At 67.4% G+C, this 20,759-nt stretch carries 24 protein-coding genes and 1 tRNA gene; 15 read left to right on the top strand and 10 right to left on the bottom strand.

Annotated features, from left to right (window positions below; all coding sequences use genetic code 11):
• Positions 1 to 4: 4 nt before the first annotated feature.
• Together F9929_RS13120 and tsaD are read right to left on the bottom strand one after the other, a co-directional pair.
• Positions 5 to 988: an NAD(P)H-dependent glycerol-3-phosphate dehydrogenase gene (locus F9929_RS13120; RefSeq protein WP_152047025.1), complete on the bottom strand. Its 984-nt coding sequence runs from the start codon at positions 986 to 988 to the stop codon at positions 5 to 7.
• Positions 985 to 2,091 carry a tRNA (adenosine(37)-N6)-threonylcarbamoyltransferase complex transferase subunit TsaD gene (tsaD, locus tag F9929_RS13115; RefSeq protein WP_152047024.1) on the bottom strand — a complete coding sequence of 369 codons (1,107 nt, stop codon included), beginning with the start codon at positions 2,089 to 2,091 and terminating at the stop codon, positions 985 to 987. The genes F9929_RS13120 and tsaD overlap by 4 nt, the downstream gene beginning before the upstream one ends.
• Positions 2,092 to 2,190: 99 nt before the next feature.
• Here tsaD and hemC point away from each other — a divergent pair, with 99 nt between their 5' ends.
• The 7 genes from hemC to F9929_RS13080 are packed head-to-tail and all read left to right on the top strand — an operon-like array spanning position 2,191 to position 9,192.
• Entirely contained in the window at positions 2,191 to 3,144 is a 954-nt protein-coding gene (gene hemC, locus F9929_RS13110) for a hydroxymethylbilane synthase (RefSeq protein WP_235919265.1), read from the top strand.
• Complete coding sequence (locus tag F9929_RS13105; RefSeq protein WP_193227748.1) at positions 3,141 to 3,839, top strand: uroporphyrinogen-III synthase; 699 nt, start codon at positions 3,141 to 3,143, stop codon at positions 3,837 to 3,839. The genes hemC and F9929_RS13105 overlap by 4 nt, the downstream gene beginning before the upstream one ends.
• A gap of 24 nt (positions 3,840 to 3,863) precedes the next feature.
• Positions 3,864 to 5,681 carry a COG4223 family protein gene (locus tag F9929_RS13100; protein ID WP_152047022.1) on the top strand — a complete coding sequence of 606 codons (1,818 nt, stop codon included), beginning with the start codon at positions 3,864 to 3,866 and terminating at the stop codon, positions 5,679 to 5,681.
• Complete coding sequence (locus F9929_RS13095) at positions 5,681 to 7,252, top strand: heme biosynthesis protein HemY (protein WP_152047021.1); 1,572 nt, start codon at positions 5,681 to 5,683, stop codon at positions 7,250 to 7,252. The genes F9929_RS13100 and F9929_RS13095 overlap by 1 nt, the downstream gene beginning before the upstream one ends.
• A gap of 28 nt (positions 7,253 to 7,280) precedes the next feature.
• Positions 7,281 to 7,751, top strand: coding sequence for a tellurite resistance TerB family protein (locus tag F9929_RS13090; protein WP_152047020.1), 471 nt, complete (start codon positions 7,281 to 7,283; stop codon positions 7,749 to 7,751).
• Positions 7,748 to 8,491, top strand: a complete 744-nt coding sequence (locus F9929_RS13085; RefSeq protein ID WP_152047019.1) for a glutamine amidotransferase — start codon at positions 7,748 to 7,750, stop codon at positions 8,489 to 8,491. The genes F9929_RS13090 and F9929_RS13085 overlap by 4 nt, the downstream gene beginning before the upstream one ends.
• Positions 8,488 to 9,192, top strand: a complete 705-nt coding sequence (locus F9929_RS13080; protein ID WP_152047018.1) for an HAD family hydrolase — start codon at positions 8,488 to 8,490, stop codon at positions 9,190 to 9,192. The genes F9929_RS13085 and F9929_RS13080 overlap by 4 nt, the downstream gene beginning before the upstream one ends.
• On the opposite strand, the gene F9929_RS13075 is transcribed toward F9929_RS13080, so the two are convergent.
• Complete coding sequence (locus tag F9929_RS13075; RefSeq protein WP_152047017.1) at positions 9,186 to 10,469, bottom strand: MFS transporter; 1,284 nt, start codon at positions 10,467 to 10,469, stop codon at positions 9,186 to 9,188. The genes F9929_RS13080 and F9929_RS13075 overlap by 7 nt on opposite strands.
• A gap of 144 nt (positions 10,470 to 10,613) precedes the next feature.
• Positions 10,614 to 10,787, bottom strand: coding sequence for a hypothetical protein (locus tag F9929_RS24020; protein ID WP_193227747.1), 174 nt, complete (start codon positions 10,785 to 10,787; stop codon positions 10,614 to 10,616).
• A 157-nt stretch (positions 10,788 to 10,944) separates the two neighbouring features.
• On the opposite strand from F9929_RS24020, the gene F9929_RS13070 reads away from it, so the two are divergent.
• Entirely contained in the window at positions 10,945 to 11,190 is a 246-nt protein-coding gene (locus F9929_RS13070) for a hypothetical protein (protein WP_152047016.1), read from the top strand.
• A gap of 93 nt (positions 11,191 to 11,283) precedes the next feature.
• Here the strand turns inward: F9929_RS13070 and F9929_RS13065 are convergent, their stop codons facing one another.
• Together F9929_RS13065 and F9929_RS13060 are read right to left on the bottom strand one after the other, a co-directional pair.
• Positions 11,284 to 11,649, bottom strand: coding sequence for a response regulator (locus F9929_RS13065; protein WP_152047015.1), 366 nt, complete (start codon positions 11,647 to 11,649; stop codon positions 11,284 to 11,286).
• Positions 11,650 to 11,918: 269 nt separating this feature from the next.
• Positions 11,919 to 12,410 carry a DUF2243 domain-containing protein gene (locus F9929_RS13060; protein WP_193227746.1) on the bottom strand — a complete coding sequence of 164 codons (492 nt, stop codon included), beginning with the start codon at positions 12,408 to 12,410 and terminating at the stop codon, positions 11,919 to 11,921.
• A gap of 186 nt (positions 12,411 to 12,596) precedes the next feature.
• Between F9929_RS13060 and F9929_RS13055 the strand changes: the two genes are divergently transcribed.
• Entirely contained in the window at positions 12,597 to 12,905 is a 309-nt protein-coding gene (locus F9929_RS13055; RefSeq protein ID WP_152047013.1) for a hypothetical protein, read from the top strand.
• Between the two features lie 69 nt (positions 12,906 to 12,974).
• On the opposite strand, the gene F9929_RS13050 is transcribed toward F9929_RS13055, so the two are convergent.
• Positions 12,975 to 13,184, bottom strand: coding sequence for a cold-shock protein (locus tag F9929_RS13050; protein ID WP_152047012.1), 210 nt, complete (start codon positions 13,182 to 13,184; stop codon positions 12,975 to 12,977).
• A gap of 333 nt (positions 13,185 to 13,517) precedes the next feature.
• On the opposite strand from F9929_RS13050, the gene F9929_RS13045 reads away from it, so the two are divergent.
• Positions 13,518 to 14,309, top strand: a complete 792-nt coding sequence (locus F9929_RS13045; protein WP_152047011.1) for a hypothetical protein — start codon at positions 13,518 to 13,520, stop codon at positions 14,307 to 14,309.
• A gap of 24 nt (positions 14,310 to 14,333) precedes the next feature.
• Positions 14,334 to 14,948 carry an adenylyl-sulfate kinase gene (cysC, locus tag F9929_RS13040; protein ID WP_235919263.1) on the top strand — a complete coding sequence of 205 codons (615 nt, stop codon included), beginning with the start codon at positions 14,334 to 14,336 and terminating at the stop codon, positions 14,946 to 14,948.
• 240 nt (positions 14,949 to 15,188) lie between these two features.
• Here cysC and F9929_RS13035 read toward each other — a convergent pair.
• Positions 15,189 to 15,264 (bottom strand) — tRNA-Ala (locus F9929_RS13035).
• Positions 15,265 to 15,432: 168 nt separating this feature from the next.
• On the opposite strand from F9929_RS13035, the gene F9929_RS13030 reads away from it, so the two are divergent.
• Both F9929_RS13030 and F9929_RS13025 read left to right on the top strand, forming a co-directional pair.
• A complete protein-coding gene (locus F9929_RS13030; protein ID WP_152047010.1) occupies positions 15,433 to 15,735 on the top strand; it encodes a YggT family protein in 303 nt (100 codons plus the stop codon).
• A gap of 40 nt (positions 15,736 to 15,775) precedes the next feature.
• A complete protein-coding gene (locus tag F9929_RS13025; RefSeq protein ID WP_235919262.1) occupies positions 15,776 to 16,057 on the top strand; it encodes a DUF167 family protein in 282 nt (93 codons plus the stop codon).
• 49 nt (positions 16,058 to 16,106) lie between these two features.
• Here F9929_RS13025 and ppa read toward each other — a convergent pair whose 3' ends face one another.
• Together ppa and F9929_RS13015 are read right to left on the bottom strand one after the other, a co-directional pair.
• Positions 16,107 to 16,652: an inorganic diphosphatase gene (gene ppa, locus F9929_RS13020; protein WP_152047009.1), complete on the bottom strand. Its 546-nt coding sequence runs from the start codon at positions 16,650 to 16,652 to the stop codon at positions 16,107 to 16,109.
• Positions 16,653 to 16,782: 130 nt separating this feature from the next.
• A complete protein-coding gene (locus F9929_RS13015; protein ID WP_152047008.1) occupies positions 16,783 to 17,289 on the bottom strand; it encodes a GNAT family N-acetyltransferase in 507 nt (168 codons plus the stop codon).
• A 206-nt stretch (positions 17,290 to 17,495) separates the two neighbouring features.
• Between F9929_RS13015 and F9929_RS13010 the strand changes: the two genes are divergently transcribed.
• Together F9929_RS13010 and F9929_RS13005 are read left to right on the top strand one after the other, a co-directional pair.
• Positions 17,496 to 18,509, top strand: coding sequence for a substrate-binding domain-containing protein (locus tag F9929_RS13010; protein WP_152047007.1), 1,014 nt, complete (start codon positions 17,496 to 17,498; stop codon positions 18,507 to 18,509).
• Between the two features lie 47 nt (positions 18,510 to 18,556).
• Positions 18,557 to 20,716: a methyl-accepting chemotaxis protein gene (locus tag F9929_RS13005; RefSeq protein ID WP_193227745.1), complete on the top strand. Its 2,160-nt coding sequence runs from the start codon at positions 18,557 to 18,559 to the stop codon at positions 20,714 to 20,716.
• Positions 20,717 to 20,759 lie beyond the last annotated feature (43 nt).

The following is a 20,759-nucleotide window of genomic DNA, read 5'->3' as shown; positions in this document are numbered from 1 at the left end:
CCGTTCAATCCGTTTCGCGCTTCAAGGGCCTGGAAAGTAAGAGGAGTTGCGCGTCGTCCACGGAAAGCCCACCGGACAGGATGGCGGCGACGGTCCGGATGAGGGGCGCGTCGATGTTTCTGTCCTCGGCGATCCGTGCCGCCACCCCGGCGGTGAACACCCCTTCCGCGAGCTTCAGGCGCGACAGGTCGTCGCCGCGCCCGAGCGCGAGCCCATAGGCGAAGTTGCGCGATTGCGGGCCGGAACAGGTGAGAACGAGGTCGCCGAGGCCGGAAAGGCCCACCAGCGTTTCGGGACGGGCGCCGAGCGCTTCGCCGACGCGTGCGAGTTCGCTGAGGCCCCGCGTGACGATCGCCGCGCCCGCCGAAGCGCCGAGCCCGCGCCCCGCGACGATGCCGGCGGCGATGGCGAGAACGTTCTTCAACGCCCCGCCCGCCTCGACGCCGAGGATGTCGGTGGAAGCGTAGATGCGGAAGGTTTCAGTGGAAAGCTCGCGCCCCAGGGCATCGGCGGTTTCGGCATGGGGATGCGCCAGCGTCACCGCCGTCGGCAACCCGCCCGCGACATCGGCCGCAAAGCTCGGGCCAGATAGAACCGCGATCCGTTCCGGCGAAACGTGACGCGCCGCGATCTGGCTGGCGAAGCAGCCCGTTTCGCGCTCGATGCCCTTGGCGCAGAGCACGAAGGGAACGCGCTCGCCGCTTGATTCCGCCAGTTCCGGCAGAACTGCCTGCAAGGTCTGCGCGGGCGTCACCACGAGCACGATCTGCGCGCCCGCCAAGGCGTGCCCGAGATCGCTCGTCGCCCTCAAGCTTTCCGGCAGGGCGATTTCCGGCAGATAGCGCGAATTGCGGCGATGCTCGTTGATTTCAGCGACCGTTGCTCGATCGCGGGCGTAAAGCCGCGTCGGGCGGCCGGCACGCGCTTGAAGCGCCGCCAGCGCCGTGCCCCAGGCGCCGCCGCCGATCACCGCCACCGCGCCGCTCACGCTTTCGCTCCCCGGCGGCCGAAGCCGACAAGCGGCGCGGCCTCCTCATCCAACGGCCAGCGCGGCCGCACCGGCGCTTCATACGGATCGAGAAGCCCGGCCTCGAAACGCTCAAGCCCCGCATGGGCGATCATCGCGCCGTTATCCGTGCAAAGAACGAGCGGCGGGGCGACGAGCCTGACGCCCGCCTTCGCGCCGGCGCGGCTCAGCGCGGCCCGGATCGCCCCGTTCGCAGCCACCCCTCCCGCCACCGCCAGAACCGGATCGGCGAGACCGGGAAATTCTTCGCGAAAGCGCGAGAGGGCTCGCGACACGCGGTCGAACACGCTGTCGGCCGCCGCCGCCTGGAACCCGGCGCAAAGATCGGCGATGTCATTTTCGCCCAAGGGCGCGGCGCCTTCCGCCGCAAGGCGCACGGCGGTCTTCAGCCCCGAAAACGAGAAGTCGAGTCGCTTCTCGCCGCGCATCGGGCGGGGCAGAGGGAAGCGCGCGGGGTCGCCCTGGCTCGCGCGTTTCTCGACGTTCGGCCCGCCCGGATGGGGGAGAGACAGGAGCTTCGCCGTCTTGTCGAAGGCCTCGCCGAGCGCGTCGTCGATCGTCGTGCCCCAGCGCTCGTAATCCCCGAGGCCGCGCACCAGAAGGATCTGCGTGTGGCCGCCCGAGGCCAGCAGCATCAGGTACGGATAGGCGACCGCGTCGGTGAGGCGCGGGGTCAGCGCGTGGCCTTCCAGATGATTCACGGCCACGAAAGGAAGGCCGGCCGCGCTGGCGATCGCCTTGCCCGTCATGGCCCCAACGATCAGCGCTCCGACGAGACCGGGACCGGATGTCGCCGCCACCGCCGACAGGTCGGACACGCAAACACCCGCATCGGCAAGCGCGGCGCGGATGATGCCGTCCAGCGCCTCGACATGGGCACGCGCCGCGATCTCCGGCACGACGCCGCCGAAGGCCGCGTGCTCTTCCACCTGACTGAGCACCACGTTGGAAAGGATCACGGGGCCCCCGTCGCTCCCGCGCCCCACCACGGCGGCGGCGGTCTCGTCGCAGCTCGTTTCGATGCCGAGGATGAGGGGGGAAGGAAGGGTCAACCGCGCTGCCATCTCAAGCGAAAATCGCAACGGAGATAGCGATTGCGGCGCGATTGCGCTACCGGAACCGCCATGAACAGCGACATGGGCGAGACAAGGAGCGGCGGATCGATGAGGAAGCGCGGCCCCATCCGCATCGGCACGCGCGGCAGCCAGCTCGCTTTGGCGCAGGCTTCCGAGCTTCGCGCCCGGCTGATGGCGGCGCACGGGCTGTCCGAAGCCGACTTCGAGATCCAGGTCATCACCACCGCCGGCGACCGCATCCAGGACCGCCCCTTGTCGGAGGTCGGCGGCAAGGGCCTTTTCACGCTGGAGATCGAGGGCGCGCTGATCGACGGCCGGATCGACCTTGCCGTGCATTCGGCCAAAGACGTCGCGACCGTTCTGCCGCAGGGCCTGCACCTTTCCGCCTTTCTGCCGCGCGAGGACGTGCGCGACGTCTTCATCGGACGGGGCGGGCGGCGCATCGCCGACTTGGCGCAAGGGGCGCTGATCGGCTCGGCCTCGCTTCGGCGTCAGGCGCTCTTGAAGCGGCTGCGGCCGGATCTGGAGGTCGTCAACTTCCGGGGCAATGTGCCGACGCGCCTCAGCAAACTGCAAGACGGTCAGGTCGAGGGCACGCTTCTGGCGCTCGCCGGGCTGAAGCGCCTCGTTCTCGACGGGACGGTGGATGGTGAGATCCTCGACCCGGACAGCTTTCCCCCGGCCCCTGGGCAGGGCGCCATCGCGCTCGAAACCCGCATCGGCGACCGGGAAACCGAGGCTCTGGTCGCGCCGATCCACCACGCGCCGACCGGCGTGATGCTGGGCGCCGAGCGCGCTTATCTCGCCACGCTCGACGGCTCCTGCCGCACGCCCATCGCCGCCTGGTCGCGGCTCCAAGGCGAGCGTTTTCTATTCTCCGGCACGATCCTGACGCCGAACGGCGAAGAAGCGCATCGCGAGGACGTGGAGGGCCCGGTGAGCCAAGCCGAAGCGTTGGGAGTGCAGGCGGCGCAAGCGCTTCTGGCCCGCGCCGGACCCGACTTCTTTTCCGGCTGGGCGCAAGATCACCGCCGGCCGTGACGCGCGTTCTACTTCTGCGCGACCGGGCGGCGGGCGAGGAAACGGCAGCGGAGCTTGCCGCCCTCGGCCACGAGCCGCTGCTTCTGCCGCTGCAGGAAATCGTGCCGCTGGACGAGCCGATGCCGGCCGGCCCCTTCGCCGGTGTCGTGGTGACGAGCCGCAACGCCGTGCCGGTGCTGGCGCGACATCTGGGAAAGGCAGGCGTTCCGGCGCTGGCTGTCGGCGAGACCACCGCGCGGCATCTGGAGGAAGCGGGTTTCACCGTCGCGGAACGGGGCGAGGGGTCGGGGGCCAGCCTCCTTCGTCCTGCCGCCCGGCTTGGCGAGGAACAAAAGCTGCCGCTGCTTCTGGCGCTCGGCCGCGTCAGAACCTCGGTTCTGGAAGACGGGCTGCGGGCTGCAGGCGTTTCCTTCACGCTTTGGGAAGCCTACGACACGCGCGCCCTCTCACCGTCACGGGGTGAAGTGGAGGCGGCGTTGAACGGCCGGCCCCCGGAAGTCGTCCTGATTCTTTCCGTCGGGCAGGCCGAAGGCTTTGCCGCGCTTGTCGCGGCGCATCCCGATCTCTTCGATCCGATCCCGCGAATTTTTTGTTTGTCGGGGCGGATCGTGGAGGCATTACCGAAGGAACTTGCTCCTTTCGCCTCGATTTCGCCCTCCGGGAATGTCTCGAAGCTTTTCACGGGCCTTGCCTAGCCTAGTTTGCAGAAGCCATATGCCATGCCGGCCGCCAGAACCGGCCGCCACGGAACGACGGGACTTGTGGACATGAACAATCCGCCGCGCCGATCGCGCCCGAAGAAGCCGGGCGAAACGATCGACTCCACCGCCGAACGGATCGGCACGACGCCGATCGTGCCCGAAACCGCCGATGCGCCAGGACGGGGAGAGCCGGACGAGGCTGCCCTCTCCGATCCCGAAACGCGTCTCGGCGACGCGGCGGGCGACGCGCCGCCCCGGCCCGAAGGCGTCAGCGTTCTCGGTGAACCCGAGCCCGGCGATCCGAATGCCAGCGCGCCGACCGGCGAGGCCTTGCGCACCGACGACCCGGTGACGAACCAAACGCCCGAGGCTGGCTTTGCGGCCGATGAAGGCGCCCTGCGGGACGAGACCGACAAGTCTGGGGCTGATTTCGGAGAAAGCGGAACCGTTTTCGCGGCCGACTCGCCCGAAGCGGCGAAGGCTTCGGAGGATGCGGACGCGCTGTCGCCCGTCGATCGCCCGGCCAACGGCACGGAAGCGGAGTTCGCCTCCGGCGAAGGGCTCGACCCCCATCGCAAGCCGGACGAGGCACAAAACGAACTCGACGCCGAGACCATTCTCGCCGCCGCCGAGCCGCACCATGCCGAGCCGCCCCGGCCGGACCTGAACTATCACGAAACGCCCGGCCACCATGCCAATCACCATGGGCCGGGGGCCGGCGCGCTTGTCGGCTCGGCGCTGCTCGGCGCGGCGCTCGCGCTTCTGGCCGGCGGCGCCCTGCAATATGCCGGCGTCGTGCCGGCCGTGCGCCAGGCCGACACGCAGCAGCTCGCCCAGCAATTCGCCCGGACCGGCGACGTGCAGCAGGTGACCACCGACCTCAACACCGTGCGCGGCGATGTCGAGCAGTTGAAATCGACGCTTTCGGCCGGCGGCGTCGCCGGAGCCGGTGCGGCGAGCGCCGATCTCGCGGCCTTGACCGACCGCGTGGGCGCGCTGGAAGGCCGCGTCAACAACAACCAGGCCCCTGCCGCGCCGACCATCGATCCGGCCGCGCTGAACGCCGCCAACGAGGCGGGAACGCAGGCGCGCGAAGCGGCCACACGGGCGCAACAAACGGCGGAGGCCGCGCAAGGCCGCGCCGACGAAGCGCGCCAAACGGCCACAACGGCGCAACAGGCCGCCGGCACCGCGCAGCAGGCGGCCGATGTCGCGCAGAACGCGGCGCGCGGCGCGATGGACGCCGCCAACGCCAACCGCGAAACCATCGCGGCCATCGAAAGCCGCATCGGCACGGTGGAAGCGGCGAACCGTCAGGCGGCTGTCGCCATTTCCGCCGCCGGCCTGAAGGCTGCGGTGGACCGGGGCGGGCCGTTCATGGCCGAGCTCGAAACCTACGCGACCGCCGCCGGGCCATCCCCGGCGGTGGATGCCCTGCGCAACTACGCGCCCGAAGGCGTGCCGACGCTCGTCGAACTCCAGGCTTCCTGGCCGGATGCGCGCGCAGCCGTCCTGAAGGCCCTGAATCCGCAGGACCCGAACGCCACTGTCGGCTCGCAGATCCTGTCCGGCCTGTCCGGGCTCGTGGCCGTCCGGCCGTCAGGTCAGGCGGCAAGCGGCAACGCGACCGGACCGGAAGCCGGCGTCGCGCGGCTCGATGCGGCTTTGTCCGCCGGCAACCTTCCCGGCTGGAAGGCCGAATGGGAAAACCTGCCGCAGGCCGCGAAAGATGCGGGCGCGGACTTCGCGCGCCGCCTCGACGCGCGGGCCGAGGCCGAACGCGTCCTCGGCGATGCCCTCGGCCAAGCCGTCAACACCATCGGGAAAGCCGGCTGATGCTGCGGATTCTGTCCTTTCTTCTGATCGTTCTCGCCGCCGCGCTCGGCTTTTCCTGGCTGCAGGATCATCCGGGCTCGATCTCGCTCACGCTCGGCAACAGCGTTCTCGATACGAGCTTCACCGTGTTCGTGGTGGTGCAGATCGCGCTGATCGCCGCTGTCTGCTTCCTCGTCTGGCTGGTGCGCGCCTTCTTCAAGACGCCGGACCGGGTGGGCCGCTTCTTCTCCACGCGCCGGCGCGACAAGGGCTATCAGGCGCTGTCCGCCGGCATCCTGGCGGCGGGCGCGGGCGACGCGGTGCTGGCCCGGCGCATGACGAAGCGCAGCCAGAAGTATCTGCCGGCCAAGAAGGAGCCGCTGGTGCGTTTCCTCGATGCGCAGACCGCGATGATCGAGGGCGACCACGACCGCGCGCGGGCCGCGTTCCAGGCCATGGAAAGCGAGCCGGAAACCCGGCTTCTGGCCATGCGCGGCCTTTATCTCGAGGCCGAGCGGCTCGGCGACGCCAATGCCGCGCGCCATTACGCCGAGCGCGCCGCGCGCATCGCCCCGCACGTGCCCTGGGCGGGCGGCGCGGTGCTGGAATCCAAGACCATCGAAGGCGACTATGACGGCGCGCTCGCCATTCTCGAAGCGCAGCGCGATGCGCGGTTGATCGAGAAGGGCGACTCGTCCCGCCTGCGCGCCGTGCTTCTCACCGCCAAGGCCCGCGCTCTTCTTGAGGGCGATCCCTCGCAGGCTCGCAAGGCGGGTCTCGAAGCCGTGTCGCTCGCCCCGACGCTCGTGCCGGCGGCCGTGGTCGCCGCGCGCGCCCTGTTCCGCCTGGGCGACCTGCGCAAGGGCTCGACGGTTCTGGAAAAGGCCTGGGAAAAGTCGCCCCATCCCGAAATCGCCACGACCTATGTCTTTGCCCGTCCGGGCGACTCGGCGTCCGACAGGCTGCGCCGCGCGCGCAATCTCGCGAGCCTCCAGCCGGCCCATGTGGAAACCCATATCGCGCTCGCCCACGCCGCGCTCGACGCCGGCGATCTGCCGCTGGCGCGGCTCGAGGCCAATCACGCTTTGAAGAAGGAGCCGCGCGAGGGCGTGTTCCTGCTTCTGGCTGATCTGGAAGAAGCCGGCGGCGGTTCGGAAGGCGCGGTGCGCGAATGGCTCGGACGCGCCGTGCGTGCGCAGCGCGATCCGGCCTGGACGGCGGACGGCGTCGTGTCGGAGGAATGGGCGCCCGTGTCCCCCGTCACCGGCCGTCTCGACGCTTTCGAATGGAAGGTGCCGGCGCGCCATGTCGACGCCCATGGCGCGGTGATCGAAGGCGAGCGGCCGGGCGCCCATGCGCGCATCGTGTCCAAGGCCTCCGAGCCGGCCGCCCCCGCCGATCCGGGCAACCGCATCGCCGGCCATGCCGGGCCGGCTTCCGCGCCGGTCGAGAATGGCAAGGCCGAGACCATCCCGGTCGATACGGCAAAGCCTCATGGGGCCGTGCAGCCCCATGAAGAAAAGCCGGCCATCCCCGTGCCCGCCACGATTCCCGAAGATGCTCCGGCGCCTTCGGGCAACCGGCTCTTCTGAGCCGGTTACGCATCGGAGCGAAGCGGCGATGTTCGAGGCGCTGAAGGACTTTCTGCGATCGGTCGGCTTGAATGCGGATGGGCGTCCAGCGCCCGTCCGCGACCCGCGCGTGGCCGCCGCCGCGCTGCTCTGCCATGTCGCGGAGGCCGATGGCGTCGTCAGCGACGGGGAGCGCCGTCAGCTCGTCGCCGCGCTCGCCACCGAGTTCGGCCTGTCGGAAGCCGAAGCGACGAGCATCGCCAGGGCAGGGCGCGAGGCCGATGCCGAAGCGGTGGATCTCTTTCATTTCACCGGCATCCTGATGCACGCGCTTTCCGAAGAACAGCGGGTGCGCTTCGTCAGCCTGCTTTGGGAAGTGGTTTATTCGGACGGCAAGGTTCACGAGTTGGAAGACAACGTGATCTGGCGGATCGCCGAACTCCTCGGCGTTTCCACGCGCGAGCGGATGCTGGCCAAGCGCGCGGTCCTCGGCCGCGAGCCGGCCGACGAGACGCCATGACGCCGGGGCTTCCCGCGCGCCGTCTCGATGGCCTCGGCGATCCGCGCCCCGTCCTGATCGTTCTCCATCAGGCCGATTCGACGCCCGGACGGGTCGGGCAGGTTCTGACCAAAGCCGGCCTTGCCCTCGATATCCGCCGCCCGGTGATCGGAGACAGCCTGCCGCAAACGTTGGACGAGCATCGCGGCGTCGTGATGTTCGGTGGCCCGCCGAGCGCCAACGACCCCGATCCGCATCTGAAGGCCGAACTCGCATGGCTGGACGTGCCCTTGCGGGAGGACCGGCCCTTTCTCGGCATCTGCCTCGGCGCGCAGATGCTGGTGAAGCATCTCGGCGGGACGGTCGCGCCCCATCCCGAAAGCCTGGTGGAGATCGGCTATTACGGTCTGAAACCGACGGCGGCGGGGCGGGCCCTGATGCCGCATTGGCCGGACATGGTCTATCAATGGCATCGCGAGGGTTTCGACCTGCCGCGCGACATGGTGCTGCTGGCGTCGGGCGAGCGCTTTCCGAACCAGGCCTATCGCTACGGCCGGAACGCCTTCGGCGTGCAGTTCCACGCCGAACTGACGCTCGCCATGCTGTATCGCTGGACGACGCGCGGCCACGAGCGCCTCAGCCTGCCGGGGGCGCAGGCGCGTCGCGCCCATTTCGATGGCCGCGCCGCCTATGACGAGCCGATCCGCCGCTGGCTGGCCGAGTTCCTGACGCTCGTCTTCGGTGAGGAGAAGCGGGCGTGAGGCTCGCCACGATCGGCTTCGATGCCGACGACACGCTTTGGCAGAACGAGCAGTTCTTCCGCTTCACCGAAGGGCGCTTCCTCCAGCTTTTGGAAGCCCATGCCGAAGGCCCCGTTCTGGCACGCCGCCTTCTGGACGCTGAGGTGCGCAATCTCGAATTCTACGGCTTCGGCATCAAGGGCTTCGTTCTCTCGATGATCGAAACGGCGCTCGAGGTCACGGACGGCAAGGTCGACGGCGCGGCGATCCGCGAAATCCTCGACCTCGGCCGCGAGATGCTGCGCCATCCGGTGGAAACGCTTCCCGGCGCGAGGACCGTTCTGGAAGCGCTTCACGGGCGCTACCGTCTCGTTCTCGTAACCAAGGGCGACCTTTTCGATCAGGAAAGAAAGCTCGCCGCCTCCGGCCTCGGGCCTTTCTTCGACGCGGTGGAGATCGTCAGCGACAAGCGCGCCGCGACCTACGAGCGGATCTTCCGGCAGAACGGCGGCGAGCCGGCGCGGGCGATGATGATCGGCAATTCCCTGAAGTCGGACATCCTCCCGGCCCTGGAGGCCGGCGCTTTCGCCGTGCATGTGCCCCACGCGCTGACCTGGGAATACGAGCACGCGCAAGTGCCGAGCGACCATCCGCGTTTCCGCGCGATCGCGAGCCTCGAAGAACTGCCCTGCCTGATCGAGGCCGTCGAACGGGGTCAGTGAACGCCGTCGAGGCTTTTGGCCTTGCGCAGTTGCGGGAACATCCAGGCCCAAAGCGCCGCGACGCCGACGGTCGCGACGCCGCCGAGCGTCACGGCATGGACCGCCCCGATCCAGCTCGCCATCATGCCGGCCCGGAACTCGCCGAGTTCGTTGGACGCGCCGACGAACATCGAGTTCACCGCATTCACCCGCCCGCGCACGTCGTCCGGCGTCCAGAGCTGAAGGAGCGTTTCGCGCACGTAGACGCTGATCATGTCGGACGCGCCCATCAGCGCCAGCGCCAGGATCGACAGCCAAGGCATGGTGGACAGGCCGAACAGAACCGTGAAAGCGCCGAACAAGGCGACGAAGGCGAACATGATGAGGCCGGCATTGTTCTTCACCGGATGGCGCGTCAGCCAGATCACCATCAGGATCGCGCCGATGCCGGGGGCGGCGCGCAGAAGGCCGAGGCCCCAGGGGCCGACGGCGAGAACGTCGCTCGCATAGACCGGCATCAAGGCCACCGCGCCGCCGAGAAGCACGGCGAAGAGATCAAGCGAGATCGCGCCCAGCACGATCTTCTCGCGCCAGATGAAGCGGAAGCCCGCCACCATGGTTTCCATGCTCGCCGGCTCCTTCGCCGCGCTGTGCTGTTCCGGCGCGGGGATGGCGAGAACGAGCGCGGTGCAGGCGAAGAACAGAATCACCGCCGTGCCGTAAGCGACATAGGCGGACAGCCCGTAGAGAAGGCCGCCCGCGACCGGCCCGAGGATCGAGGCGATCTGCCAGGACGAGGAGTTCCAGGCGATGGCGCCGGGCAAATCCTCGCGAGGGACGATGTTGACCACCAGCGACGTGCTCGCCGGACCGAAGAAGGCGCGCCCCGTTCCGATCACGGCGAGGATCGCGAAGATCGGCAGGGGCGAGGTGATGCCGTGCCAGGTGAGGGCCAGAAGTGCCACCACCGCCAGCCCTTCCACCACGCCCACCACCGCCATGATCATGCGGCGCGAATAACGGTCGGCCACCGTTCCCGTCACGAGAACGAGGAGAAGCGAGGGCAGAAACTGGCTGAGGCCGATGAAGCCGAGATAAACCGGATCGCCCGTGACGGAATAAACCTGCCAACCGACGGAAACGGCGACGATCTGCGCGGCGAAGGCGCCGAAGAAGCGCGCCAGCCAGTAAAGAAGGAAGCTTCTGTTGCGGAAGACCGCGAAGCGGTCCTCGGTCGGCATGACGGGCGAGGGCTGCTCCGCCTGCGCCGGAGCACTCTGCGGGTCCTCGATCGTCATGCCGCTACCTTGCGATGCTAATGGCCGCCGCGTGACGGCCCGGCGCGGACTGAAGAAATAAGAAAATCCGCGAGGAATGGTTGACCCGTGTCTTAGCCTTCGCCCTCGAGACGGGTCAACCGCTCCCGGCCTCCGGCGGAGGCGTCAGGAATCCTGCCCGAGCTTCTGCTTCTGAACTTCGGCATCCACCGCGCCGCGATCGTTGCCGCGCTCGGAGATGATGCGCTGGGCTTCCTCCAGCGGGATGTTCTGGCGCGCGGCGAGTTCCTGCGCGTCCGGGTCCGGCGCGCCGGCGGGAGCGGTCGGAATGTTGCTCATGACTTGTCCTCCTTCGAAACACGCTCACCAACGCGCGCCGAGGCGAAAGGTGCCGGGATCGCAGCAATCCGGAACCATCGCGCGGCTCGGAACCATCGCGCGCAGCAAAGCCTTCAAGCTCCCGAAGCATTGAGCCAAACATGAAGGAGCGTGAAGAATGGCGAGTCCCGAAGACGACACCACACGCCGCAGCCCGGCCATTCCCGGCATGACGATGAACGAGGATGCGGTGATCGGAGGCGACGCGCCGGACGACCCCGCGCCGGAAGAAGACGACGGCGACGTGTCGGCCCCCTTCGACGCGGAAGACGGCCCGCTGGCGGTCACGGACGACGACACGCTCGGCGTCGACGAGGATGACGACGACGAGCGCGAACAGGGCGCGACGGAAGCCGATCGCTGAAGGACACCTGAGCGGTCAGCCTGGAATATTTCCCCGCCGGTCTGCCGGCGGGTTCAAGCCAACCAGCGGCAGCCGAACCACCGCTCGTCCGGCTCAGCCGAACAGGGCTTCGCAGATGGCGATGGGGCGGACGGGCTTTTCGCACACGATCACATCCTGGTAATCTGGGGCGACGGACCCGTGGTCGTAACCGGTCGCGAAGACGAAAGGCACGCCGCGCCGCTTCAGCGCGTCCGCCACGGGGTAGACCATCTCTCCCTGAAGGTTGATGTCGAGCACTGCGCCGTCGAGCGGTCCCTCCTTCTCGATGATGTCGAGCGCATCGTCGGCTCTGGCGGCCGGTCCGACGACCACTGCCCCCAGGGCCTCGAAATCTCCCACCATCTCCTCGATGATGTAGTAGTCGTCCTCGACGATCAGGATGCGCCGACCGCGCATGTGCCCTTCGACCTCACTCATCCCACCTTTGCCGATCCGTCGATATTGCGCTTTGCCATAGAGTCCCATCCTTAATGGGCACGATGGATCGCGCGGCCGGAAGCGGCAATTGATAGGCCAACTACCGACAGGCGCTCTGAAGCTCTTCACCGATCCGCAGGGCCGGCCAGCAATCGCGGCTCCACGACCGACATCGACGCGGATGGTGCGACGAAGTGCCCTTGTGAAAACGACGTCCGGCACCGTGGTGCGCGATGCCGGTTGGTGGCGTTCACCGGCTTACCGTCGCTTCACGAAGATCCCGCCGTTTGCCGCTTGCCGGCACGGAAAAGCATCCATCCCCCGATCAGCATCCCGGCGCCCCAAAGCAAAAAGCCGATGTCCCAATAGATCCACTGATCGCGCGGCACCGTTTCGTTGACGTGATGGAGCCCGAGGATCTGGTGGTCGACGATGCCTTCCACGAGGTTGAAAAGCCCGAAGCCCATCAGAAGCGTTCCTCCCAGCAGCTTGCCGGACCAATGGAGGTGCGAGCGATGCGCGGAGCGCCACAGGAGAACGAGGCCGAGCACCACGAAGACATAGGTCGCGGCGTGGAAGAGGCCGTCCAGAAGCGTGTTTAGCCGCAGGTTCTGAACCGTGTCCGCCGGGTAGCCGGCGCTCGTGACCATGTGATGCCATTGCAGGATCTGGTGCAGCACGATCCCGTCGAAGAAGCCGCCGAGCCCCAGGCCGAACAGGATGCCGGCGGCGGTCGGAAATCGGGCGGTCTCGCGTTCCATGTCGCTCGGGCCTTCATGACTTCGCATGGTGGGAAGCGCGCTCGCCCCGGAATGTTCCGGGCCCGCTAACGAGGCGATCCCGCCGCGGCAGCACCTCGAGGCCCCCGGAAACCACTTTCGCGATCGACCGCGTCGTTTTCCGCTTCTCGCGCGTTGATCGCGAACGGATGAACGAAAGGATGGCCGATGGGAACGACCTTGACGGGGCAGTTCGAAACGAGGCGCGACGCGGAGATGGCGGTGGAGCGTCTCGTGCAGGAATACGAGATCGAGCGCACTGATGTCTTCATCGCCGCAAGCGGCAAGGAGAACACGGCGGGCGAGGCGCTGGCCGGGTCCGACACGGCGGGCGGCGATCCGGGTGGGGAGGACCGGGACGACGCGGCCTTGAACGGCGCGATCGAGGTTTCCGTCGATGTCGAGGACGAAACACTGGCGAGCACGATCCGCGAGGCTTTCGCCGAATTCGGCGGTCACCACGTCGCGCAGTCCTGAACCCGGCCGCTTGGCGTCGCCCGGGCAGATGTTCGACGCCGCCCTGTTCGAGCGGCGTCGAAGAATTCGTCAGTCGGCCTTGAGTTCGCCCGCCGACGTCTTGCCGGAACGGCGGTCGGTCACGAGTTCGTAGGAGATCTTCTGACCATCGGTCAGAGAGGTGAGGCCGGCGCGCTCGACGGCGGAGATATGGACGAAGACGTCCTGTCCGGCGCCGTCAGGCTGGATGAAGCCATAGCCCTTCGTGGCGTTGAACCATTTCACTGTTCCGGTCGGCATGGAATACTTTCGAAGTGCGTCGGTGGAAGCGTCGGCACTCACCATGAACGCCGCGCGGAGCGATCATAGCTTGCCATGACGACGTTGGCGACAGACCATCTGAAGGTGATTTCGATACCATCGACAGGAAACACGCCAGCCAGGGCCGCCTTCCCCTGCTGTCTGGGCCTCCATCCGTTTCCGACGCCTGCATTTCGCAGCGCCTTGGGTTCATCCGCTTGTCTCGCATTGTGGACAAGATGGGCGATGCGGCTGTCTGTCATCTGACGTCGCAAGCGTGCGGCAACTACTGATGCGCGCCGTTCCCCATTGTCCACGAGCGAGCGCCGAGACGTGCATCATCCTTCCGACACCGTGGCGCAAAGCAGCGACGAGCCGGGTTGGCTGACGCCGGCGCCCGGCCTCAGCCTTCTGAAGCGCGCCGCGACGCCGGTCCGTCAGGTTCAGGTCTTCGGCCAGCGGTGCAGCGGCACCAACGTTCTCACCAAGCTGATTGCCGCGAATTTCGGGGCCGAGACCGTCACGGACCGTTACGGCTTCAAGCACTGGTTCGTGCCCGAGCAGGTTCTGTTCCCGAGCGATGTCCTGGTGGCGGTGATCGCCCGCGACCCGTTCGACTGGGTCCGCAGCCTTTACCGGCAGCCGTGGCATGCCCATCCCGACGTGAAGGCGCTTCCCTTCGCCGACTTCATCCGAACGGAATGGCACAGCTATTGGGACTCGGAAGTCGGCGGCATCGATAGGACGCATCCGATGCACAACCGCGAAATGCTGCACGAGCGCGATCCCGCGACCGGCCGCCGCTTCGCCAACCCTTTGCGCAAGCGGGCCGCCAAACTCGCCTCGTGGAGCGATCTGAGCCTTCGCGCCCACAATCTCTGTTTGATCGACCAGGACATCCTCGCCAACCGCCCGAACGACCTCCTCGACATGATCGGCGAGGCTCTCGCACGCCCGGCGCTCGGCGACTGCGCGGTTCTCGAAACCTACAAGGGCAACGGCTTCAACCGCTTCGTCCCCAAGCGCTACGATCCGTTGTCGCCCGAGGATGCACGCTTCATCCGCTCGCAGCTCGACCCCGCGACCGAGCGGCGCTTCGGCTTCGACATCGATCGTTCGGCATGAAACAGCCGGTGGAGAGCCTTCTGCGTGCCGGATGACCAGAACCAAATAACGACGCCGATGCACCGGATGCGGGTGACGCCGGCCTGCCGCGCCAAGGGCATGGGACAGGTCCCGCTCGTGGTCTGGCTGACGGGTCTCTCGGGCGCCGGCAAGAGCACGCTCGCCGACCGGCTCGACATCGCCCTTCATGGCCGGGGCTTTCGCACAATGGTCCTCGACGGCGACAACCTGCGCTGCGGCCTCAACGCCGATCTCGGCTTCACCGACGCCGAGCGAAGCGAGAATGTCCGCCGCGTCGCCCATCTCGCGGCCTTGATGGCCGATGCCGGCCTGATCGTCCTCGTTTCGCTGATCTCGCCCTACCGCCGCGACCGCGACCGGGCCAAGGAAACGGTCGGAGCGTCGCGGTTCCTGGAAGTCTTCGTGGATGCCCCCTTGTCCACCTGCGCCGCGCGCGATCCCAAGGGCTTCTACGCGCGCGCCACCGCCGGTTCGCTGGCGATGTTCACCGGCATCGGCTCGGCCTACGAGCATCCCGAGAAGCCGGACATCCACCTGAAAACGGATGAAATGGACCCCGACATGGCCGTCCTCGCCTTGGTGGAGGCCATGATGGGACGAGGCATCGAGGCGTCCTGAGGGGAGTGGCGCTTATCGGAAGCGCGGTCTTCCGGCCGGGAAAAACTCTCTCGAACTCGGCGAAGTTCCGGCCGCTGGCGGGGCAAAGCCTGCATAGGCAATGGTGCACGTCCGGGCGCGCATGCCTTGCAAAGATCGTTGGAGCGACAGGAAAGCACGATTGCGAAACGAAGAAAGCCGAGCGAAACCGCGCGTTCGCAGTTCGTCTCCGACATATTCGCTATTGCTGAAACGGTGAAATGGTGGAGCTGAGCGGGATCGAACCGCTGACCTCGTCATTGCGAACGACGCGCTCTCCCAACTGAGCTACAGCCCCGTCCACCGGTGAAGGGGCTTTTAGGGGGTGGCGGGGGCCGGTGTCAAGCGTTTCGCGTGGTCGTCCGAGCCTTGGCAAGCTTCGGGCAAGCATGCCGACGCGCGGCGCTTGCGGCGGGACAGGGCGCTCGCTACATGACGACGACCCGCAACAGGCCGAAAGACCTCGATGCTCGCCGTTCTCGATGTGATCCTCCTCGTTCTCAACATCGTCTGGTGGCTGGTGATCCTTTCGGCGATCCTGTCCTGGCTCTACGCTTTCAACGTCGTCAATTCGCGCAACCAGTTCGTGGACGCGATCGGCGGCTTTCTTTTTCGGATGACCGAGCCGCTTTACCGGCCGATCCGCCGTGTTCTGCCCGATCTCGGCGGCATCGACCTGTCGCCGCTCGTGGTGCTCCTGCTGATCTTCTTCCTTCAGCAGGTGATCCTGCGCTACGCTTATCCGGCGGTCGCCTATTCCGGCTTCTGACGGGGCGCGATGCCCTTTCGCGGAAATCCGCAACGGCCGGTTGCTGCTGCGCGTCCGGCTGACGCCGAAATCCGCTATGGATCGCGTGGAAGGCCGCACCCTCTTCGGTGACGGAGAAGCGCTCGCCGTGAAGGTGAGGGCGCCGCCGCACGAGGGCGAGGCGAATGCAGCGCTGATCCGCTGTCTGGCGAGCGCCACCGGCCTGCCGAAGGGCGCTTTCACGCTGGAGACCGGCGCGCGGGGCCGGTTGAAGATGGTGGCGGCGACGGGCGAGCCGGGCAGGCTGGCAGAAGCTTTGGAGCGTCTCGCCGCCCTTCCATGAAAAAAAAGGCGCCCGAAGGCGCCTTTCGCGTTTCCAACCGAGAAACAGATCAGCCCTTGGCCTGCTTTTCGGCCTCGGCGCGCACCACGGCTTCCTCGATCAGCTTGCGGGCCATGTCGGCGCCGCCCCAGTCGCCGATCTTCACCCACTTGCCGGGCTCCAGATCCTTGTAGTGCTCGAAGAAGTGCGCGATCTGCTTCAGCGTGATCTCGGGCAACTGATCGTAGTTCGTGACATGGGCGTAGCGCTGCGTCAGTTCCGGCGAGGGAACCGCGATCACCTTCTCGTCCTGGCCCTTGTTGTCCTCCATCACGAGAACGCCGATCGGGCGGCAGTTGATGACGCAGCCGGGAAAGAGCGGGCGCGTGTTGACCACGAGAACGTCGATCGGGTCGCCGTCGTCCGACAGCGTGTGCGGCACGAAGCCGTAATTGCCCGGATAGGTCATCGGCGTGTAAAGGAAGCGGTCGACGAACAGCGCGCCTGCCTCCTTGTCCATCTCGTACTTGATCGGGTGGCCGCCGACCGGCACCTCGATGATCACGTTGATGTCATGGGGCGGGTTGTTGCCGCGCCGGATCGCGTCGATGCGCATGATGTTCGCTTCCGTTTTCGTCGCCGAAGGACTTAGCCGGAACCGGCGAACACGGCAATGTCAACGCGCCTTCCAACTTGCCTTGAGGTGAATGAGCCATAAGAATCAAGGCTTCTCAGCGCCAAGCTTCTCAGCGCCAAACGAAGGCGATCTTCTCCACCGGCATCGTTTCGAAGCGCTCGGTGGCCCTCCCGATCTCGCGGCCGCCGAGCCCTCGATAAAAGGCGAGGGCGTTGGTGTTCTCAGCCAGCGCCCAGACCAGAAGCCCCGACAGGCCGCGCTCGCGAAGAACGGCGCGGGCCTTCGCGAAGAGCTGCCGCCCGAAGCCGATGCCCTGATAGTGCGGCAGAAGGTAGAGTTCGTAGATCTCACCCGCCGCCGCCGGGTGTCCCGTGCGGGTCGCGCCGAAACTCGCATAGCCGAAGGGTACGCCCTCGAATTCGGCAACGAGAAGGCCGGCGCCGCGTTTGATGGCGCTTTCCCACCATGCCGCGTCGTGCCGCCGGATCATGCCCCCGAGGCTGCGATAAGGAATGATGCCCGCATAGGCCGATCGCCAGGCGGCCGCATGGATCGTCGCCAAAGCGGCGGCATCCTCGGGCACCGCGACGCGGATGGTGGAAGCGAGCGCCCTCATTTTCCTTCGACATCCCGACCGTTCGGCGAACAGCGCGTGAGGACATCCTCCAGGGCGGCGTTCGGTGAAGATGGTTTCGCCCCTAATATACTTCGAGGAAACCATGCAGGCAGTTCGACCGCCGGCACGATGCCTCGATTAGGAACCAATTAGAACACTGGCCTCAACGTTGGAGGCTGTTCAACGATGCGACGCATGGTCCACTCATGCCCCTTCGCGCTTTCGCGCTTTCCCTTCTCGCCACCGTGGCCTTCGCGTCAGTGGCTCTCGCATCGCCCTCCTGCCCGGCCAAGAGGTTCGCTCCCAATGCGCGCGTCCAGGCCTCCGAACTGAACGGCATGTTCGGCAAGGTGGCGCGGACCGAGCGCCCGGTTCGCGCGGTCTATGTCGCGCCCTCCACCGAGGACCCGGTCCAGCGCCGGATGATCGGGGCGTTGAAGGCGCGGGGCGCGGAACTCGGGCTCACCGTCGATGTCGTCGCCCCCGCCGATCCGTCCTCGGATGCCGCGCGGCTGGAGGTCGCCAAAAGCGCGCTGGCCGGCGCGCCGGACGTTCTTCTCGTGTCCCCTGTGTCCGTCGCCGACCTCCAGCCCGTTCTGGAGGAAGCCCGGACAAAGAACCTTCCGACGATCGCGATCGGCGCCAGGTCGCCCGCCGCCCGCCTTTCGGTGGATGCCGATCAGGCCCGTCTCGGCGCGATGTCGGCGGAATTTCTGCACGAACTCTACCCGCTCGGTGCGACGGTCGGGCGGTTGCAGGGGCCGTCGACATCGGCTCCTTACGCCGACCGCGCCAAGGGCTTTTCGGAAGAACTCGTGCGTTATCCGAGCCTCGTTCTGGCCGACAGCATCGAGCCGGGCGCGGGACGCGACAAGGCGCGCGAGGCAGTGCAGCGCCTCGTGACCGCTTATCCGAACATCCAGGGCATCTATGCGGAAAACGACGAGATGGCGCTCGGCGCGGTGGATGCCCTGAAAGCGTCGGGGCGCATCAGCGACGTTTCGGTGGTCGGCACGGGCGGCGAGCCGGCGGCCATGGCGGGGGTCAAGGCGCGCTCGATCAAGGGTACGGCCGCGCGCTTTCCCGAAAAAGAAGGCGCGCTGGCGGTTGAAGCCGCGCTGCGCCTTCTCCAATGCCAGCCGATCCCGCCCTGGATCGTTTCCCCGCAGGCGATGATCACCGCGAAGAACATCGAGGACTATCCCGGGGCGACGCAATGAGTGCCGTGCCCACGCCTTCCCGCCTCACGTCTCCTTCGGGAATTCCCATGACGTCCAACCGCCTTCTTTCCGGCATCGGCGCCCGCCTCACCCTCGGCTTCGGAGCGGTGCTTCTGATCCTTCTCGTCATGGCGGTTCATTCCGCCGGGCGCATCGACATGCTGCGCCATGCCTTCGAGGGGTTCGGACGCCAGGCCGACAGCGTGGCGGGCGCGGACGACGTGACGGCGCGGCTCGGCGATCTGCGTTTCGCCGTGGCCGAGTTCGTTTTCGACGATTCGCCCTCTCATCTGCAGGCCGTGGAGGCGAGCTACGGCGCGGTGAAGGCGAGCCTCGACCGGCGCGTCGAGAAGGCGGAAGGAAACGAGGCCGCCGCCTGGACCGCCCTTCGCACGCGCATCGTGGAAGGTTACGACCGGACCTTGAAGAGCGCGTCGGGCGTCGAGGCCGTGCAGGCGGCTGCCGATAAGGCGTCGACGCTCGCCGCCGCATCCGTTTCCGCCCTGTCCGTCACGGTCGCCGACATGGTGCGGCTCGGCGCCCAGTTCGACGATGCTTCCGCCATTTCGACCATTCAGGACCGGGTGCTGACGGCGCGCATGCTGATGCGCTCCTTCGTGGTGTCGGGCGATCCGGAGGAAGGGGAGGGCGCGCAGGCCGCCCTTCGCGATGCGGAGCGCAAGTTCGATCAGTTCCGACGTATGGGCGAGATCGCCAACCATCCGCTGGTGGTGGATGGCCGCAAGAACATGGGCACCCTTTTCACGTCCTTGAAGAACATGCGCGAGGCGATCGCCGCGCGCACCGCTGCCATTGCCGAGCAGGCCGCCTTCGGCGAAGCGATCCGCCTCGAGATCGCCGCCATTCGCGACCGAGAGATCGCAAGGATGGACGAGACCGAAGCCTCGGCCGGTGATCTGGCATCGACCTCCCAGCGCGTCACCATGATCGCCGCCGGGCTCGCCCTTGTTTTCGGAGCAGTGGTCGCGATCCTGATCGGGCGGGGTATCGTGAAGCCGATCCGCGCCATGACGGCAGCCATGGGGCGGCTCGCCGAAGGCGACCTTTCCGTGGAGATCCCCGGCACGAAGCGGCGCGACGAAACCGGCGCCATGGCCGGCGCGATGGCCGTGTTCAAGAACGCCGCGGTGGAGCGGCGCGAGTTGGAAGCGCGTGCGGAAACGGAGCGGCGCGAAGCCGAGGAAGCCAAGCGCGCGGCCGAAGCGCAGGCCGCCGCCGAGGCCATCGCTTCCGAGCGCGCCTTCGTGGCGGCGCGCCTCGGCGTCGGGCTTCGCGCCCTTGCCGAAGGCGATCTCACCACCCGCATCGGCGAGCGCATGCCCGGCGAATACGAAACCCTCCGGCTGAACTTCAACTCCGCCATGGCGGCGCTGGAATCGGCGGTGGCAGGTGTCGCCACCGGGGCGGGCGGCATCGCTTCGGGATCGCGCGAGATCGGGCACGCTTCCAACGACCTGTCGCGCCGCACGGAAAAGCAGGCGGCGGCGCTGGAGGAAACCGCGGCCGCCTTGAACGAGATCACCGCCGCCGTGCGGCAAACGTCCCACAGCGCTAGAACAGCGCAGGACGCCGTGTCGGAAGCCAAGAAGGATGCGGAAGCCTCGGGCGCGACGGTGGCGAACGCCATCAAGGCGATGGACGCGATCGAGCGCTCTTCCGCCGAGATCGGCAAGATCATCTCGGTGATCGACGAGATCGCCTTCCAAACGAACCTTCTGGCGCTGAATGCCGGGGTCGAAGCCGCACGGGCCGGCGAAGCGGGCCGGGGCTTTGCGGTGGTGGCGCAGGAAGTTCGTGCGCTTGCGCAACGCTCGGCGGAAGCGTCTCGCGAGATCAAGGACCTCATCGCGGCATCCTCCGCGCAGGTGTCCGCCGGCGTTTCCCTGGTGGATCAGGCCGGCGAGGCGTTGACGCGCATCGCGGCGCGCGTCCTGAAGATCAACGAAGTCGTGTCCGCCATCGCGTCTTCCGCCCGCGAACAGGCAAGCGGCCTGGCGGAGGTCAACGAAGCTGTGGACGAGATGGACAAGGTCACGCAGCAGAACGCGGCGATGGTGGAGGAAACCACGGCCGCCACGCGCTCCCTGACGGACGAGGCCAAGCACCTGTCCGAGATGGTCAGCCGCTTCCGCGTCGCCTTCGCCGAGGAAACCGACTTCGACGAAACCTTCGCCGAGGCCGCCTGACGGCGTCGCCCCGGCACGCTTCGCGGTTGCCGGGGCGCCCATG

Source organism: Aureimonas psammosilenae (assembly GCF_009176975.1).
In the GTDB taxonomy this organism is placed as follows: Bacteria; Pseudomonadota; Alphaproteobacteria; order Rhizobiales; family Rhizobiaceae; genus Plantimonas; species Plantimonas psammosilenae.
The sequence above is the reverse complement of the archived record's forward strand: the minus strand, read 5'-3'. Positions and strand labels throughout refer to the sequence as shown.